This is a genomic window from uncultured Streptomyces sp., assembly GCF_947488945.1.
Classification (GTDB): domain Bacteria; phylum Actinomycetota; class Actinomycetes; order Streptomycetales; family Streptomycetaceae; genus Streptomyces.
In genome coordinates, this window is sequence record NZ_CANLBS010000019.1 from 128,141 (window position 1) to 145,400 (window position 17,260).

At 73.0% G+C, this 17,260-nt stretch carries 12 protein-coding genes; 4 read left to right on the forward strand and 8 right to left on the reverse strand.

Annotated elements, in window-relative coordinates; translation table 11 throughout:
- Positions 1-21 precede the first annotated feature (21 nt).
- The 7 genes from Q0994_RS26200 to Q0994_RS26230 all read right to left on the reverse strand — a co-directional run bounded on the left by Q0994_RS26200 (position 22) and on the right by Q0994_RS26230 (position 12,239).
- Positions 22-2,061: an ABC transporter ATP-binding protein gene (locus tag Q0994_RS26200; RefSeq protein ID WP_299538980.1), complete on the reverse strand. Its 2,040-nt coding sequence runs from the start codon at positions 2,059-2,061 to the stop codon at positions 22-24.
- Complete coding sequence (locus Q0994_RS26205) at positions 2,061-2,891, reverse strand: ABC transporter permease (protein WP_299538983.1); 831 nt, start codon at positions 2,889-2,891, stop codon at positions 2,061-2,063. The genes Q0994_RS26200 and Q0994_RS26205 overlap by 1 nt, the downstream gene beginning before the upstream one ends.
- Positions 2,888-4,036 (reverse strand): ABC transporter permease, encoded by a 1,149-nt coding sequence (locus Q0994_RS26210; RefSeq protein ID WP_299538985.1) that lies wholly within the window; start codon positions 4,034-4,036, stop codon positions 2,888-2,890. Before Q0994_RS26210 ends, Q0994_RS26205 begins: the two co-directional genes overlap by 4 nt.
- Complete coding sequence (locus tag Q0994_RS26215) at positions 4,033-6,372, reverse strand: S9 family peptidase (RefSeq protein WP_299538987.1); 2,340 nt, start codon at positions 6,370-6,372, stop codon at positions 4,033-4,035. The genes Q0994_RS26210 and Q0994_RS26215 overlap by 4 nt, the downstream gene beginning before the upstream one ends.
- A 97-nt stretch (positions 6,373-6,469) precedes the next feature.
- Complete coding sequence (locus Q0994_RS26220) at positions 6,470-8,083, reverse strand: ABC transporter substrate-binding protein (protein ID WP_299538989.1); 1,614 nt, start codon at positions 8,081-8,083, stop codon at positions 6,470-6,472.
- A 724-nt stretch (positions 8,084-8,807) separates the two neighbouring features.
- Entirely contained in the window at positions 8,808-10,415 is a 1,608-nt protein-coding gene (locus tag Q0994_RS26225; RefSeq protein WP_299538992.1) for an AMP-binding protein, read from the reverse strand.
- Positions 10,416-10,538: 123 nt separating this feature from the next.
- Positions 10,539-12,239 (reverse strand): AMP-binding protein, encoded by a 1,701-nt coding sequence (locus tag Q0994_RS26230; RefSeq protein ID WP_299538995.1) that lies wholly within the window; start codon positions 12,237-12,239, stop codon positions 10,539-10,541.
- A 137-nt stretch (positions 12,240-12,376) separates the two neighbouring features.
- Between Q0994_RS26230 and Q0994_RS26235 the strand changes: the two genes are divergently transcribed.
- From Q0994_RS26235 to Q0994_RS26245, 3 genes are all read left to right on the forward strand, one after another.
- Complete coding sequence (locus Q0994_RS26235; protein ID WP_363325578.1) at positions 12,377-13,219, forward strand: helix-turn-helix transcriptional regulator; 843 nt, start codon at positions 12,377-12,379, stop codon at positions 13,217-13,219.
- A 270-nt stretch (positions 13,220-13,489) separates the two neighbouring features.
- Positions 13,490-14,116, forward strand: coding sequence for a hypothetical protein (locus Q0994_RS26240; RefSeq protein WP_299538998.1), 627 nt, complete (start codon positions 13,490-13,492; stop codon positions 14,114-14,116).
- Positions 14,117-14,475: 359 nt separating this feature from the next.
- Positions 14,476-14,982, forward strand: coding sequence for an Imm1 family immunity protein (locus tag Q0994_RS26245; RefSeq protein WP_299539000.1), 507 nt, complete (start codon positions 14,476-14,478; stop codon positions 14,980-14,982).
- 34 nt (positions 14,983-15,016) lie between these two features.
- Here Q0994_RS26245 and Q0994_RS26250 read toward each other — a convergent pair whose 3' ends face one another.
- On the reverse strand, positions 15,017-16,183 hold the full coding sequence (locus tag Q0994_RS26250; protein ID WP_299539003.1) for a winged helix DNA-binding domain-containing protein: 1,167 nt from the start codon (positions 16,181-16,183) through the stop codon (positions 15,017-15,019).
- Positions 16,184-16,360: 177 nt separating this feature from the next.
- Here Q0994_RS26250 and Q0994_RS26255 point away from each other — a divergent pair, with 177 nt between their 5' ends.
- The gene (locus Q0994_RS26255; RefSeq protein ID WP_299539005.1) at positions 16,361-17,233 is read left to right on the forward strand and encodes a DMT family transporter; all 873 of its coding nucleotides are present in this window, start codon (positions 16,361-16,363) and stop codon (positions 17,231-17,233) included.
- The last annotated feature ends 27 nt before the right edge of the window (positions 17,234-17,260 follow it).

Consider the following 17,260-nt stretch of genomic DNA (forward strand, 5'->3'; position numbering starts at 1 on the left):
TCTACCGGCGGGCTGCGGCCGTCAGCCCGCTGCGGGCACGGGTTCCCCGTCGGGCAGGGCATCCAGCATGCGCCGGGTCCACGGGTGTCGCGGCGCCTCGAACACCTCGGGCACAGAGCCCTGTTCGACGATCCGTCCCCGGTACATGACCGCCACACGGTCGGCGATCTGACGCACCACCGCCACATCGTGGGTGATGAAGAGGACGGCGAAACCCTCGCTGCGCCGGAGCCGGTCCAGCAGGTTCAGCAGCTGCGCCTGGACCGAGACGTCGAGGGCCGCCACCGCCTCGTCACAGATCAGCAACCGGGGCCGGGCCGCCAGGGCGCGGGCCAGGGCGACTCGTTGCCGTTCCCCGCCGGAGAGGGCGGCGGGCCGCCTGGCGGCGTAGGAGGCGGGCAGGCCCACCTGGGTGAGGAGCGCGACCACGTCGGCGGGCGCGACGTCGCGGGCACGGCGTCCCGCAGGCGCTGCCAGTGCCTCCCGCAGCGTCGTGCCCACCGAACGCACCGGGTTGAGCGAGGAGTACGGGTCCTGGAACACGATCTGCGCCTGCTCGGCCAGCCGTCGGCGGTCCGCGGTGCCGGGACGGCGGCCTGACGGCAACGGGATGCCGCCGGTGGTCACCGTTCCCTCGTCGAACGTCTCCAGGCCGATGGCGATCCGGGCCAGCGTCGTCTTGCCGGAACCCGACTCCCCGACGAGCGCCAGCACGGAGCCGCGCGGGACCGTGAGGCTGACGTCGAGCAGCGCGGGATGGTCGCCGGCCGGCGACCGGAAGGTGCGGTGGACGGAGGTGACGGCCAGGGCCGGTTCCTCGCCCGCACCGTCGGCGTCCGGGGCGGCGGACCGTACGGCGGTCACCGCGTCGGGATCGGCGGGCCGGCGGTCACCGGGGCCGGCCAGGGCGGCGGCGATCTCGGTGATCCGCAGACACGCGGAGAGCCTGCCACCGGCACCCGCTCCGGGCCCCGCATGGGCTTTGGCAGCGGCAGCAGCGGCGGCTTCGGCAGCGGCTACGTCCTGGGCGTCGGCATCGGCACCGGCCGGAGCGGTGACGGCCGACGGCGGCACGGGTCCGAGGACCGCTGGGGTGGTCCGGCACCGGGCAGCCACGTACGCGCACCGGTCGGCGAAGAGGCAGCCTCCGGTACGGGTCCCGGGCGCGGGGACCGACCCGGGCAGGGCCGGCAGTTCCTCGAACCGGGTCCTCACCGACGGCTCCGACGCCAGCAGCCCGGCCGTGTAGGGGTGGCGGGGCGCCGCTTCCAGCTCGGCTGGACGCCCGTGTTCGAGTACCGCACCGGCGTAGAGCACGTAGACCCGGTCGCAGGCGGAGAAGGCGACCCGCAGGTCGTGGCTGATCAGCACGAGCCCCATGCCGCGGTCCCGTTGGAGGCCGCGCAGCAGGTCGAGCACCGCCTGCTGGTTGGCGGCGTCGAGTGCGGTGGTCGGCTCGTCGGCGATGAGGAGTTCGGGGTCGCCCGCGAGCGCGGCGGCCGCCGCGACCCGCTGGCGCATGCCACCGGACAGCTCGTGCGGGTACCGGTCGGCGACCTCGGGGGCGAGACCGACCTCGGCCAGTCGCCGCGCCACCTCGGCGCGCCGCTCCGCCGCACCACGGCGGCCACGCAGGGCGCCGTGCCGCTCCCGCAGCCCGTCGGCGATCTGTCGACCGCAGGTCAGCTGCGGATGGAGCATGGTGAACGGGTCCTGCATCAGCAGGGTGACGCGGCGACCGCGCAGGGCGTGCCGGTCCGCCGAGGAGAGTCCGAGCACGTCCTCGCCCGCGATCCGCACCGTGCCGCCGGTGGCGGCGGTGCCGGCCGGGAGCAGACCGGCCACGGCCCGCATCGCAAGTGACTTGCCGCTGCCCGACTCCCCCACGATGCCGACGCATTCGCCCCGGCCGACGCGGAGCGACACGCCGTCGACGATGGGCACGGAACCGTCGCGGTGGGCGGTGGCGGCGACCTTGAGGTCCTCGACGACCAGCAGGTCGTCTGCCGGGAGGAGGTCGTCGGGCACCGGCGCGGCGCCGGGCGCGGAGGCGGCGGACATCATGACCTCCCACGGTCGGAGAAGGCCTCGGACATGCGGTCGCCGAGGAGGTTGAGGGCGACGGCCGCGACGATGACCAGGACGGCGGGGGCGAGCGCGGCGGACGGGTTGTCGTAGAGCAGGGTGCGGTTCTCGGCGAGCATCCGTCCCCAGTCGGGAGCGCCGGGCGGTACGCCCAGCCCGAGGAACGACAGGGAGCTCAGCGCCACGATCGCCCCGGCGAAGTTGAGCAGGGCGTTGGCGAGGGCGACCGGCAGCACGTTGGGCCAGATGTGCCGGGTCATCACGGTGAACGGGGACAGTCCGAGCGTCTCGGCGGCCTCGACGTAGGCGCGGTGCCGTTGTTCCCGCACCGCGGACCTGACCAGCCGGATGTCGGCCGGCGAGGTGAGGACCACCAGCACCCCGACGGCGAGCGCGTATCCGCCGCCGCCGATCCCGGCGACCACGAGGGTGACGAGCAGAGCGGGGAGCGCCAGCAGCAGATCCGCCCAGCGCCGCACGAGCACGTCGACCGGACCGCCCCGGTACCCGGCCCACAGGCCCAGCACATTGCCGATGACCATCGATCCGACCGCCACCAGGGCGGCGCCGACGAGGGTGGAACGCGCCCCCGCGACGACCAGGCTGAGGACGTCGCGGCCCAGTTCGTCGGTGCCGAGCGGGTGTCCGCCGCCCGGCATGGAGACCCCGGTGGCGAGGTCCTGATCGGCCCAGGCCGGTATCGCCCACTGCCCGGCGACGGCGGCCAGCGCCAACAGCGCCACCACGGCTCCGCTGCCCACGGTCAGGGGCGAAAGCCCGCGGAGGATGTGTCTGCGGGAGCTCATCGGCCCTCCTCATGGACGGCGGCGGACGCCGGGACGGCGGAGGGCCCCTGCGCGGAGAGGCCCTGCCCGGAGAGTCCCTGTACGGACGGAATCGGCGCGGAGTCGCCGGTGAGGTCCTGCGGTGAAGCGGGCGCTCCGGGGCGCGGCGCCTTCGGCGGCGGGGCGTCGGTCAGCCGGGGGTCCAGCAGCGGGAGCAGCAGGTCGGTGGCGAGGGTGGCGACGCAGACCAGAGCGGCGAGCAGCAGCGCCTCCGCCTGGACCACCGGCAGGTCCCGGAAGGTCACCGCCTCCACGAGCAGTGATCCCAGGCCGGGCAGCGCGAAGACCTGTTCCACCATGACGGTGCCCGCGAGCAGGAAGGCCACGACGAGGCTCACCCCGGTCAGGACCGGGACCAGCGTGCCCCGCAGGACGTAGTGGAGCAGGATGTCCCGTTCCCGTACGCCGCGGGCGCGAGCGAACGTGACGTGCTCGCGCTCCAGTTCCCGTACGACGGCGGTGCGGGTCAGTTTGAGCAGGACCGCCATGACGGCCAGCCCCAGGGCGACGGCGGGAAGCACCAGATGTGCCAGCCGGTCCGTGCCGCTCCCTTCGCCGGGGCCGTAGGCGGGGAACCAGCCGAGCATCAGCGAGAACACGTAGATGAGCAGCAGACCGCCGGCGAACACCGGGGTGGAGAGCGCCACCACGCCCAGGCTCTGCACCGCCCGGTCCACCGGACGCCGGCTGCGGACTCCGGCGAGGACGCCGAGCGGGATGCCGAGGAACAGGGCGACGGCCAGGCCGAGCCCGACGAGTTGGGCGGTGAGCGCCAGCCGTCCGCCGATGGCGGCGGAGACGCTCTCGCCGGTGCGGATGGAGGTGCCGAGGTCGAGCCGTACGGCGTCGCTGAGCCAGTACCAGTACTGCGCGGCCAGCGGGCTGTCGAGATGGTGGCGGGCGCGCACGGCGGCCAGCGCCTCGGGGGTCGCGCTGCGCGGACCGAGCAGGGTCTGCGCGGGGTCGCCGGGGGCGGCCTGGAGCAGGGCGAAGACGGCCACCGAGAGGACGACCAGCAGGGCCGCCGTTCCGCCGAGCCGGCGCAGCACGAAGCCGAGGGGCAGCGTCGCGCGCAGGCGGGCGGCGAACCGGGTGGGGGTGGTCATCGGTGCTCCTCCGCGGAGGGGGCGGGTGCGGTCCGTGCGTCCGCGGACGCCGTACCGGGTGTGCCGGAGGGGGCATCCGTCGGACGGGACGCGGCACGTGGCGTCCGGGGCGAGGCGGTATCCGTGCCGGATGCGGGGGTGGCCGTGCCGGAGTGCGACCGGGGGAAGTCGTCCTCCGGCACGGCCGGGGAAGCCGCACCGGGTTGGGCGGCGGGGGACCGCCCGCCCGGTGCGGCGGCTGGGAGGGACCCGCAGGCGGCCGGCCGTGCGGCGGCGGCCGGGTCCAGGTGGGTGTGCAGCCATGCCTCGACACGCGTGGCGACGTCGAGGAGGTGGCCGGGGTCGGTGAACTCGTGGCCCTCGCCGGGGTACACCAGCAGTTCCGAGGGGGCCCGGCCCGCCCGCAGCAACGAGCGATGGAGTTCGTGGGCCTGACCGACCGGGGTGACCCGGTCCTCCGCGCCGTGCACGAGCAGGGTCGGGGTGCCGCTGCCGCCCCGGGCGAACACGGCGGACCGCGGCAGCAGTCCGGCGGGCCCGGCGGCGGGATCGCCGATGCGGTAGGTGCGGTCGTAGCCGCCGCCGATGTTGCTGGTGTGGGTGAAGCTGAGCCAGTCGGTGGGCGCGGACGCCACCACGGCGGCGGCGAACACGTCGGTCCGCGCGGCGGCGAGCGCGGCAAGGTGTCCGCCGTAGCTGTGGCCGAGCACCGCGGTGCGCGCCGGGTCGGCGAGGCCCAGCCCGACGAGGTGGCGGACGCCCGAGAGCACGTCGTCCAGGTCGCCGCTGCCGACGTCCCCGACGACGGCCCGCGCGTACTCCCTGCCCCGGCCGGTGCTGCCGCGGGGGTTGGGCAGCAGGACGAGGTACCCGGCGGCGGCCAGCGCGGGGGCGAGCCCCAGTACGTCCCCGGGCGCGTACGAGGACGACCAGAGCCAGGCGGGCCCGCCGTGCACGAGCACGGCGAGCGGCCGGGGTACGGGTGCGACGTGAGCGGCGGCGTTGCCCGAAGGGGTGGCGTTGGGCGCGGTGTTTCCGAGGGGGGCGGTGTTGCCGGAGGGGGTGGCGCCGTCCGTGGGGTGGAGCAGCAGGCCGTGGATCGGGCGGCCGTCGGCGGAGTGCCAGACGGTCTCCGTGGTCCGCGTCGGCCAGGCGGGTGCGTCCGCGTTCAGCGAGGTGACCGGGGTCCAGTTCCAGGCGTCCGGCCCTTCGGTAGGGGCCACGACCGCCTCGGGGGCGCGGCCCGGCGCGTCCAGCACCGTCGCGGCGAGGCCGCCCGGCGCGTCGAGCGACAGCGTGGGCTGGAACCCCGCCCCGAGCAGCGTCACCGCGTCCGACCACAGCCGCGTCCCGGCGCGGCCGACCCGCGATCCGGTGCCGTCCCAGCCGGCGTACCAGAGGGTGCCGGGCGCGGCCGAATCGTCGAACCCGAGCCAGGTGGCGTCCTCGACGTCCGCGCACGTCCGGGTGTCGCCGGTGGTCAGGTCCACCAGCACGGGCCGGCCGGCCACGATGGAGATGCCCTCGCAGACCGCCGCGAACCGGCCGTCCGCCGAGAGCGCGGGAGCGGCCAGTTGACCGTCCGGCGTGTAGAGGGTGCGCGCGGTACGGGCCGCGAGGTCGAGGGCGACGAACCGGGCGTCGTAGTAACCGGCGGGCAGCGGGTCGTCGGAGACGGTGGCTACGGCCGTGTCCCCGCCTCGCCAGGCGACGTTCCAGACGGTCGGACCGGCGGGTCCCGCCGCGCGGAGCGTGCCGTCCGCCAAGTCGACGGTCCACACCGACCGCCGGCCGCGACCGGCGGCGAACCGCTCCGGGGACGGGGACTCGCCGAGGCGCACCGGCAGCCCGAGGTTCATCCCGTCGCGCTCCGCTCCGTCCTCCGCGCACAGCAGCAGCGCCCGCAGTCCGTCGTCGGAAACGAGGAGTTCCTCCACCGCACCGGGTGCGACGGCGACCGTGCGGACGTCCCCGGTCCGGATGTCGAGGGCGGCGAGCACCGGGTGCCCGGCCCCGGCCGGCTCGACCACGTGCAGCAGCGTGCGGGAGTCCGGCAGCCAGCGGGGGCTGTGCCGGGCTGCCCCGTCACTGTCGTCGGGCAGGCCCCGCCGGGGCTCGTCCCGGTCCGGCCCAGCCGTCGTGGCACCGCACAGGTGCTCCGGCACGGGGGCCAGGACGAGGCCGGTCCGCTCAGGACCGGCGGCGGTGACCGCGACCGTACGCCCGTCGGGACTGATGCGGGCCTCCACCGGATGCGTCAGCCGCAGCATGGCCTCGCGGGTCCGCAGCACGGCGCATGCGGCGGGCCGTTGCGGGGGCGCGACGGTGGCGGTCATGGGTCTCCGATCGTGGTGGTGCGGTGGCGGTGGCGGCCGGTACGGGCGGCGGGCCCGCCGCCCGACAGGTGTGCCCGGCGCCCGTGCCCGGCGGGTGTCAGGCGGCCTTGCGGATGCGGGTGGCCCAGGGGCCGATGAACGCGTACGGCCCCTGTTCGAGCAGGACGTACTCCTTCGACAGGGCGGTCGCTGTCCGGGCCCACCAGAGCGGGAGGTAGGGCAGGTCGGCCGCCGCCTCCGTGACGGTCTTCATGAGCAGCCGGCCGCGTTCGGCGGGGTCGGTGGACTTCTTCGCCGTGTAGAGCGCGGAGTTGACGGTGGCGTCGTCGTAGTGCGCGATGTTCGTCGCGGTCGCCGCCGCGTTGAGATACGGGTCGGCGAGCTCGGCCGGGTCGCCGGTGACGGGGAAGTACCACAGGAACTGGAGCGGCTGCTTGCCGGAGCCGAGCTCGGCCACCCACTGCTCCAGGGTGATCTCCTTGACGTTCAGCGTGATGCCGATCTTCTTCAGCGAGGCGGCGAGCGCGAGCGCCGCCTTGCCGAGCTGCGGTCCGCTGCCCGGGTAGTGGAGTTCCGCCGTGAAACCGTTCCTCGAGGCGGACTTGGACAGCTCCGCGCGCGCCGCGTCCAGGTCGAAGGGGAGCGCGGGGAGCGCGTCGTATCCGCTGCGCACCTCGGACGCGGGGAGGAGGTCCCCCCACATCTCCGGGGACGGCAGGGCGTCGGCGACTTCCGCCTTGCCGTGCAGGATGCCGTCGACCATGCCCGCGCGGTCGGCGGCGTGGGCGAACGCCCGTCGTACGTGCGGGTCGTCGAAGGGGGCGCGTGCGGTGTCGAAGGCCAGGGAGACGACGGACCGGTCGCCGGTGTAGGTGACGCGGGCGGCCGACTCCCAGGTGCGGGCCTCGTCCGAGGCGAGGTTGAGGGCGCCGTCCACGGCCTTGGACTTCATGGCCACGAGCCGGGTGCCGGCGTCGGGCACGAAGGAGAGCTTGAGGCTCCGCACCGCGGGCTTCTCCCCCCACCAGGCGTCGTTGCGTTCCAGCAGCACATGGTCGTCGGCGGCGAAGCCGGTGACCCGGTAGGGGCCGGTTCCCAGCAGCAGGGTCCGCGACGTCCCGACCTTCCCCTTGTTCCTGGCGAGGAAGGCCCGGCTGGAGACGAGGAGGCCCCCGGCGGTCGTGGTCCACAGGAACATCGCGTCGGGCGCCGAGAGCCGGATGGTCACCTCTTCGTCGCCGGTCGCCTTCACCGATTCGACACCGGCGTAGGCGTAGGAGAGGGACGAGCCGGAATCGGGGTCGCGCACCGCGTCGATGGAGGCGACCACGTCGTCGGCGGTGAGCGGGGTGCCGTCCGAGAACACGACCCCCTTGCGCAGGGTGTAGACGTACGTCCGCGCGTCGGGCTGCTTCCAGGAGGCGGCGAGCCCCGGCCCCAGCTCACCCGACGGGCTGACGGACAGCAGCGACTCCTGGGCGAGGACGGCGACCAGGTAGTTGAGCACCCCCGATTCGCGCCCCACGTCGAGGGTGGATATCGAGGAGGGCAGGGCGAGCGTGAGCCGGTCGATCACGGCATCGGTGCCGCGCGCCTCGGCGGAACCCGCTCCGGAGGTGCCCTCGCCGGACGCGGGACGCTGCGGCGCACACGCCGCCAGTACGCCCGACGCGGCGAGCAGCCCCATCCCCGCTCCTGCGAAACGCAGCATCCTCCGCCGACTGAAGTCGCCGCCCCGCTCCGAGCCCATCAGGAACCACCCATCCCGCCACGTCCACTAAAACTGCCCGAATGGGCTCGCTCAGTATACGAATCACTTTGAGGGCGTCAACGCATCCCTTATGACCGTCCATGGATTGGACAAGAAAGGTGGACGGAACGGAATTTTCGTTAGAAAAGGCGCCAGTGGAGCAAACGGGCTTCCGTGTCGTACCGGGTGGTTGAGCACTGCGGCTGTTGCACCGGGCAGTCCACCTCGGTACCACCGGCGCGCGTGCGTCGTCGTCGGAGTCCCGCGTCGGGATGGGGCACGGATCGTGTGCACCACGAACGGCCGACCGCCCGGATCACGAATCGCCGGTGTGTCGCGTACGGGTGACGACGGACCCGCACGTCGAGATCCGTCGCGTACGAGGGGGCCGAACCCCGGGCTGCGGGCGTCCACCGCCCGCCACAGGCGCCCCGCCGGCGTGACGCATCGTGTGCCACCACGCCGCTTCGGTGGAACCGGTACCCGTCGCCGCTCAACGGTGGTCGTCAAAGCTGTTCCGTGGGCGACGATTCCTTGTCCGGGCCTCCGGATCAGCGTCGGAGACCGGCCGTGAAAGCCCGAAGATCACTTCGGGGCGCGATTCGAGTTCGTCCCCGGGGCGCCGCCCCCGGAGCGTCAAGGGCGCACGACCGCAGGTCGCGCGCCCTTCACGCATCCGCGCCCCTCACCCCCCGTAGGTCTCGCGCAGTTCCACCTTCCGGACCTTGCCGCTCACCGTCATCGGGAAGGTCTCCAGCACCTGGAGCCGGCGCGGGGTCTTGTAGTGGGCGAGGCGGTCGCGGCAGAAGGCGGTGAGCTCGTCCAGGGTCGGCGGGTCGGCGGGGTCACGGGGAATGACGCAGGCGAGGATCTCCTCGCCGTACCGGGCGTCGGGGACTCCGACGACCTGGACGTCCGCGATCTTCGGGTGGGTGTAAAGGAACTCCTCGATCTCGCGCGGGTAGATGTTCTCCCCACCCCGGATGATCATGTCCTTGATGCGGCCGACGATCTGGACGTAACCGTCCTCGCGCATCACCGCCAGGTCGCCGGTGTGCATCCAGCGGCCGGCGTCGACGACCTCGGCGGTGCGGTCGGGCTGCTCCCAGTATCCGAGCATCACGCTGTAGCCGCGGGTGCACAGTTCGCCGGGCTCGCCCCTCTCCAGCGTCACCCCGGTCAGCGGGTCGACCACCTTCACCTCGATGTGCGGCAGGGCCCGGCCCACCGTGCCGGTGCGCCGCTCCAGGTCGTCGTCGCGGCGGGTCTGGACGGACACGGGCGAGGTCTCCGTCATGCCGTAGCAGATCGACACCTCGGCCATGTGCATCTCGGCGACCACCCGCTTCATCACCTCGACCGGGCACGGCGACCCGGCCATGATCCCGGTGCGCAGGGTGGACAGGTCGAAGCCGGCGAAGTCGGGGTGGTCGAGCTCGGCGATGAACATCGTCGGCACCCCGTAGAGCGAGGTGCAGCGCTCCTGCTGGACGGCGGTCAGGGTGGCGACCGGGTCGAACGCGGGGGCGGGGATCACGATGCAGCCGCCGTGCGAGGTGATGGCGAGGTTGCCCATCACCATGCCGAAGCAGTGGTAGAAGGGGACGGGGACGCAGACCCGGTCCTGCTCGGTGTAGGCGATCGTCTCGCCCACGAAATAGCCGTTGTTGAGGATGTTGTGGTGGGAGAGGGTCGCCCCCTTGGGGAAGCCCGTCGTCCCCGAGGTGTACTGGATGTTGATCGGGTCGTCGCAGGAGAGCTCGGCCTCGCGGGACGCGAGCCGGTCCCCGGTCACCGCCCCGGCCCCCGCGACGAGTTCGTCCCAGCTCCGGTCGCCGATGTAGTGCACGGAGCGCAGGGCGGGGCAGCGGCCGCGCACCTGCTCCACCAGGGCGCGGTAGTCGCTGGTGCGGTGGGCGAGGGACGAGATCAGCATCGTGATGCCGGCCTGCCCGAGCACGAACTCCAGCTCGTGGGCGCGGTAAGCCGGGTTGATGTTGACCATGATCGCGCCGATGCGGGCGGTGGCGTACTGCACCAGGACCCATTCCGGGCAGTTGACCGCCCAGATGCCGACCCGGTCGCCCCGTGCGACACCGGCCGCCATCAGGGCCCGCGCCAACTCGGCCACGTCCGCGCCGAACTCGGCATAGGTCCAGCGCCGTCCGGAGGCGACGTCCACCAACGCCTCGCGGTCCGCGTGGGCCTCGACCGCCCGGTCGAGGTTGCGCCCGATGGTGTCGCCCAGCAGCGGGGTGGTTCCGGTGCCGTGCGCGTACGATGGTTGGCTCATCACAGTCCCCTTCACGGTGTGGGCACGACGACTCGCTCTTCGGGGGCCGCCGCGCCCCGCGGGCGTACGGCGGCCGGGTCCGCCCCCCACCCGGACACGCGGGGCGGACGGGCGGACCGTCGCTCAGCGCAGGTCCGCCTCGCGGTACTCGGCCCCTTCCCCTGCCCCTACCCCTGCCTCTGCCCCCCGCAGGGTCCGCTCGCGCAGTTCGATGCGGCGGATCTTGCCGGAGATCGTCTTCGGCAGTTCGGCGAACTCCAGCACCCGGAGCCGCTTGTAGGGCGCGAGCACGGCACGGGAGTGCTCGAAGAGGGCCTTCGCGGTGTCCGGGCCGGGCTCCCAGCCCTTGGCCAGCACGATGTACGCCTTCGGCACCGACAGCCGCACCGGGTCCGGCGAGGGGACCACCGCGGCCTCGGCGACCGCCTCGTGCTCCAGCAGCGCGCTCTCCAGCTCGAACGGGGAGATCTTGTAGTCGGAGGACTTGAAGACGTCGTCGCTGCGGCCCACGTAGGTGAGGTAGCCGTCGTCGTCCCGCGCGCCGATGTCGCCGGTGCGGTAGTACCCGCCCGCCATCGCCTCGGCGGTGCGCTCCGGGTCGCCGTGGTAGCCGGTCATCAGACCGGCCGGGGCGTCGGTCAGGTCGAGGGCGATCTCGCCCTCGCGGACGCCGGGTTCACCGGACACCGGGTCGAGCAGGACGACCTGGTATCCCGGCGTGGGACGGCCCATCGAGCCGGCCTTCAGCAACTGGCCGGGCGAGTTGGCGACCTGGACGGCGGTCTCCGTCTGCCCGAAGCCGTCCCGGACGGTGACGCCCCAGGCGCGCCGCACGGTCTCGATGACCTCGGGGTTCAGCGGCTCGCCCGCCGCGACGACCTCGCGCGGTGGGGTCTTCAGCGTCGAGATGTCGGCCTGGATCAGCATGCGCCACACCGTCGGCGGGGCGCAGAAGCTGGTGATGCCGGAGCGGTCCATCTCCGCCATCAGCCGGGCCGCGTCGAACCGCTCGTAGTTGAAGATGAAGACGGTGGCCTCGGCGTTCCACGGCGCGAAGAGGTTGGACCAGGCGTGCTTCGCCCAGCCGGGCGAGGAGATGTTCAGGTGGACGTCGCCGGGCTTGAGGCCGATCCAGTACATCGTCGCCAAGTGGCCCACGGGGTACGACACATGGGTGTGCTCGACCAGCTTGGGGCTGGCGGTCGTGCCGGAGGTGAAGTAGAGCATCAGCGGTTCGTCCGCGTCGGTCTCCCGGTCCGGCGCGAAGGTGTCGGCGGCGGTCGCGGCGTCGGCGTAGTCCAGCCAGCCTTCGACCGGTTCGCCGACCGCGATCCGGGTGTAGTCGCCGGGGACCGCGTCGAACTTGGCGGTGCCGTCGGAGCGCACCAGGACGTGCCGCACCCGGCCGCGCTCCACCCGGTCGCGCAGGTCGAGGGGGCCGAGCAGCGGGGTGCAGGGGATGAGGACCGCACGCAGCTTCATGGCCGCGAGTGCCGTCTCCCACAGCTCGGCCTGGTTGCCCAGCATCACCAGGATGCGGTCGCCCTCGCGGACGCCCTGCGCGGCGAGCCAGTTGGCGGCGCGGTGGGAGCGGGTGCTCATCTCCGCGAAGGAGATCTCGGTGCGCCCGCCGTCCTCCTCCACGATGTGCAGCGCGACGCGGTCGTTGTCCCGCGCGATCACGTCGAACCAGTCGAGGGCCCAGTTGAAGTGCGCGGGGCGCGGCCAGCGGAACCCCTCGTACGCCGTCCCGTAGTCCTCGCGGTGTTCCAGCAGGAAGTCCCGGGCGGCCCGGAACGTCTCCGTCGCGCTCGTCGCCGACATGTGCCCTCCTCATTGCGGACCGGTCCCGGTCGTTTAACATCATGTAAACAGTGACCCCGGTCTCACCACCCCCGAACGGGGGGTACGCCTCCCCCGCACGGGGGAGGCTCGTGGACCGGGTGGGGAGGGCGTTCACCGTGGCGGAAGCGGCCGAGGCGGGCGAGATGCAGTCCGCGCTGCTGCGGCTGCGCCGTACCAGCGGCCTCCCCGTGGTGTTCGGGGGGCTGCTGTCCGATCCCCGGCACGCGACGATCGCCGAGTTGAGCGGGGCCCGTACCGGTGCACTGCGCGGGCTGGTCGTCTCGGCCGGAAGCGGTCTCGGAGGGAAGTCCATCGCGCTGTCCCGGCCCTGCGCGGTCACCGACTACGCCTCCGCCCGCCACATCAGCCACGAGTACGACACCGCGGTCGCGGCCGAGGGCCTGCGCTCGGTGCTCGCGGTGCCGGTGGTGGTGGGGCGTCAGGTGCAGGGTGTGCTGTACGGGGCGCTGCGTGAGCCACTGACGCTGGGCGACCGTGCCTTCGACGCCGCGACGGCGGCGGCCAGGGACGTGGAGCAGGCGCTCGCGGTGCGCGACCGGGTGCGGGAGCTGCTGTTGTCGGCCCGCGAGCGGGTGACCGCGCCGGAGGTGGCCCCCGGCGCCTGGGAGGACGTGCGCGAGGCGCACCTCGCGCTGCGGGCGCTGGCTCCCCGGGTGTCGGACCCGGGGCTGCGGGCCGAGCTTCTGGCGGTGTGCGGGCGGCTCGCCTCGGCCTCGGGCGCGCCGGTCCGGCAGGACCGCCGGGTACGGCTCGCGCCCCGCGAGGTGGACGTGATCGCGTGCGTGGCGGCCGGCGCCACCAACGCGTCGGCCGCCGGGCAGTTGGGGCTGCGCCCGGAGACGGTGAAGGGGTACCTGCGCGCGGCGATGCGGAAGCTGGGCGCGCACACCCGGCTGGAGGCGGTGGTCGCGGCCCGCCGCGCGGGGCTGCTGCCCTGAGCCGTGCCCGGCAGGCCCCGGCACATCAGTCGCACTTCCAGCCGCAGCCCCACTGGCAGGAGGCCGGTGCCCTGGGCACACGAACCCGCGCCTCGGCCACCGGAATCGACGCTGACGGGAGTCGGGTCTGAAGCGTCGTGCGCATCATCCGCGGAGAAGGCCCGCAGGGCGAGACCAGCACATCCGGCTTTCGTTGATGTCCGCACCGGGAGCGGAGGCCGCTCAGCCAGGGTAGTGCGACGATGTCTGGGTCAAAGGGGTGGCACGCACGTGGGCAAGCGCACGATCGAAGCAGGCCCGTTGCGGGCTGACGGAAAAAGCGGGTGGCGAATGCAAACGCTGGTGGAGAGGGCTGTCGCGGAGACACTGCGCAACAGTGGCGGCGAGGTGATCCGTCTGTACGTCGCAGCCTGCGCAGAGCGCATGGTGCCGCTGTTCACAGGCCTGCGGGCGGGGGCGCCCGGGCGGGAGGCCGACCTGGATTTCTGCGTGCGGTCCGTAGGCGACCTCTGGCATACCGGCCAGCCGCTGGCCGACGCTGAGCGAGTGGGCGTGCTGGAGCGCTTCCCCGAACTTCAGCCGAGCGACGAGGGGATCACCGACGTCGCTGACACGTACGCCTTCTTCGGTGCCCTCGTCCTGCGGCACGCGCTGTCGGCCAACGACACCGGGGATGCCCGTGACGCAGTGGCTTGCGGCCACGTGGCGCTCACCGCGATGGGGATGCTGGACCAGAACCTCACGGGGGCAGGCTTCGGCGCCGAGGAGCAGCGGCTCCAGTCCTGCTCGGCGTCCGGTGACGCCGCCGGCCTATGGGAGGCCAGCGTGACGGCGGGACGGGAGCGTTTCCGCGCCGTGCTGGGTCGTACCGGACGCGGCGGAGGCTGGGCGCTGTAGTTGACCCAGGTCGGCGCCGCGGGCGGCCGGGTCATGTCGAGGTGGCCGGCACGACGCTCCGCATGGATCTCGTACGCCCGCTCGACGGTCTGGATGCCCGGTCCTGATCTTCATTCGCCCACGCTTACGGCAGAGTCCAGGCAACCCTTCACCGCCTGGGCCGTGTTCGACCTCAGCGATGACACCCGGCTCCACCCAGCCCGTACGGGCCTGTGACCGGCGGGTGGTTGCGGATGCCGGTGCCCCAACCTCTTCGTCAACTACGATCCTGGCGCTGCGCTTCCGGGCCACGGTACGCCCGGAATCCGACCGCCGGGGGACCGCACCTGACGGCACATCCCATGAGGAGCGAGACCTTAATGGCTATCAAGGTTCTGGAACAGAAGCCGCTGATCCTGAGACGGGAAAGCGAAGTCCGCACATATCTCGACGCATTCTTTGCCGAACGCGACAGGCTCGACGCCGTTGCGGTTTTTCAGGTCGTCGACGATGTCATTTTCGACACAGCCAGGGATTCGGCGCCAGACAATGTTCTTACGATCGGAATTGACCCTACGTCAGGGTACGGGGGGTTGATCTGGTACTGCGACGGACCGCTTGCTCGCCATATTTCTGCGGAATTCGGCCACGATGTAGCCTACAGCGCCTGGGTGCCCCTGAATCCATCCCCACCGGATGTCGACCCCGAAGTGGTCTCCGAACCAGGATGCCCAACCTTCTTCGATCGCACCAGCGTGCTGCCACTGCCTGTCATTCGCTCGGTGGTAGAACAGTACTTTCGCGAAGGAACCGGCTTTCGGCCGACGCAGGTGCAGTGGACGAAAGGTCACTTCACCGGTGCACTCTGGACGGAAGAGCAGGCGTAGCCACCGGCCGATTCCACTCACGCGGATCCTTTCGCTAACCGTCGAAGTCGACCACGTGCCCGAACCGGACGTCGTGCTCGTCCGCGTCCGTCATCACGTCCAGCAAGTGCGCCGCCTCCGCCGTCACCGCGTCCCGGTCCGCCGGCCGGAGCGGCTCGAACGGCTGCACGGTCACGACGGCGGCTCCGCCGCGCCCCTTGCCCCGTTCCAACCGCCACACGGCGGCGAGGAAGCCGTCCACCAGTACGGTGCCGTACGCCTGGTTGCCCTTGCCGTTGCGGCCGTGGTGGACGGCCGGGATCACCCGCGTGCGGTCGGCGTGGCCGAGCAGCACGTTGTCGAACTCCGGCAGGAAGCGCGGCGGGGCGGGGACGTCGGGGCCGGGGCGGGGTGCGTCGGGCAGGTCGAAGAGTTCGGTGCCGTTCTCGTCCCTGAAGGTGAGCAGCCGCGGCCGCAGCCGGTCGAACACCTCGCGCATCATGGTCAGCCCGGCCCAGGTCTGCAGGTCCCGTACGGAGGCGGGCCCGAACGCGGCGAGGTAGCGCAGCACCAGCGCGTCCGGGGAGAGCGGGGCGGGCGCGGTGCGGCCGAGCCAGTGCCCGGCGGTGGTCAGCGCGACCTGACCACTGCGGTCCCACAGCCCGCGTGGGGTCACCTGGACGAGCGGCAGCAGGCAGCGGGCCGCCACGGTGAGCGCGAGCGGGTCGGCTCCGGGCCACTCTTCGAGCAGAGCCTGCCTCAACTCCCTCACCGTACGCGGACGTTCCTCCACGAGCTCCTGGGCGATCCGGGCCAGCCGGGCGGTGTCCACCCCGACGAGCCCCTTGCGGAAGAGATGCAGCTCGCGTTCGCGGGCGGGCTGCACCAGGGGCCGCAGGGTGAGGGCGTCCTCCGCGGTGTGGGTGTGGAGGGTGGACCGGAGGGTGACGGTCCGGACCACCGCACGGGACTCCATCAGCGCGGAGAGGTCCGAGGGGGCGAATCCGGCGAGCCGCGCGAAGAGCTGGAAGTACGGGGGCCGGGTGTTCTGCGCCTGTAGCCCGACCAGGTGCGCGACGGCCCGCTCGGCCGTCAGTGTGGATCGGCGCAGCAGCAGTTGGCGGTCGAGCGTGGCCCGGTTGAGCTCCCGCGCCGACAGGACGGCGGGGTGGGCTGCCCCGGAGGCGCGCGTGTGGGGCGGTGTCTTCTTCGCTGCTGCCATGGGCAGCACGCTACGCCGCGGGGCGCCCACTCCCCCGGCGTTCCACCGGGCCCGCCCGAAGAGCCCGGCGCCGATGCCGGGCCGGGTGCGGCATCGACCACCCGAGGGACGGATCCGACATTCCCGGCGGTGGCGTCCTCCCCCGTTCCGGACACGGTCGCCCCCCATGATGTGCGGGTGATCAGTGTCCTGTTCGCCGTCCTGACCGCGCTCAGCAACGGCGCCGCATCGGTTCTGCAGCGACGCGCGGCGAGTTCCGTGCCCGATTCCGCGTCGATGCGGCTGTCCCTGTTCGGGCATCTGCTGCGTCAACGGGTGTGGATCGCGGGCATCGGTCTGGTGATCGTGGCGGCGGTCTGCCAGGCGGTGGCGCTGGCCACCGGGCCGATCGCGGTGGTCCAGCCGATCTTCGTCATCGAGCTGCCCGCGACGCTGCTGCTGGCGGGGTTCGTGATGCACGCGCGGGTGCCGCGCCCCATCTGGTTCGCGGTGGCCATGGTGACCTGCGGGCTGGCCCTCGGCATGGCGTCGGCCGCACCGGAGGGCGGACACGACACCGTGTCCGGCACGGCCTGGATCCCCGCGCTGCTGGCCACCGCGCTCTTCGAGGCGGTGCTGATCGGCGCGGCGCTGAGCACCCGGCGCGATCCGCGGGCGGCGCTGCTCGGGCTGGCGGCCGCCTGCGGTTACGCGCTCACGGCCGCGCTGATGAAGGACGCGATGGCCCGGCTGGAGGGCGACGGCGGGATCGCCCAGCTCTTCACCGCCTGGCAGCTGTACGGGACCGCGGCGGCGGGCGTCGGCGCGCTGTTCCTGCTGCAGAACGCGTTGCAGGCGGGGAGTCTGGTCGCCGTCCAGCCGATGCTGACCCTCGGCGACGCGCTGATCAGCATCCTGTACGGCGTCACGCTCTTCGGCGAGCACCTGCGCACCGGCTGGTGGCTGGTGCCGGAGGCGGTGGCGGTCGGGCTGATCGCGGTCGGCTGCGTGCAACTGGCCCGGTCCCCGCTGGCCTCCGGCAACCCGCCCCCGCCGCCGCGGGTCACCTAGCGGGAACGGTCGGCGCACCAACAAGGC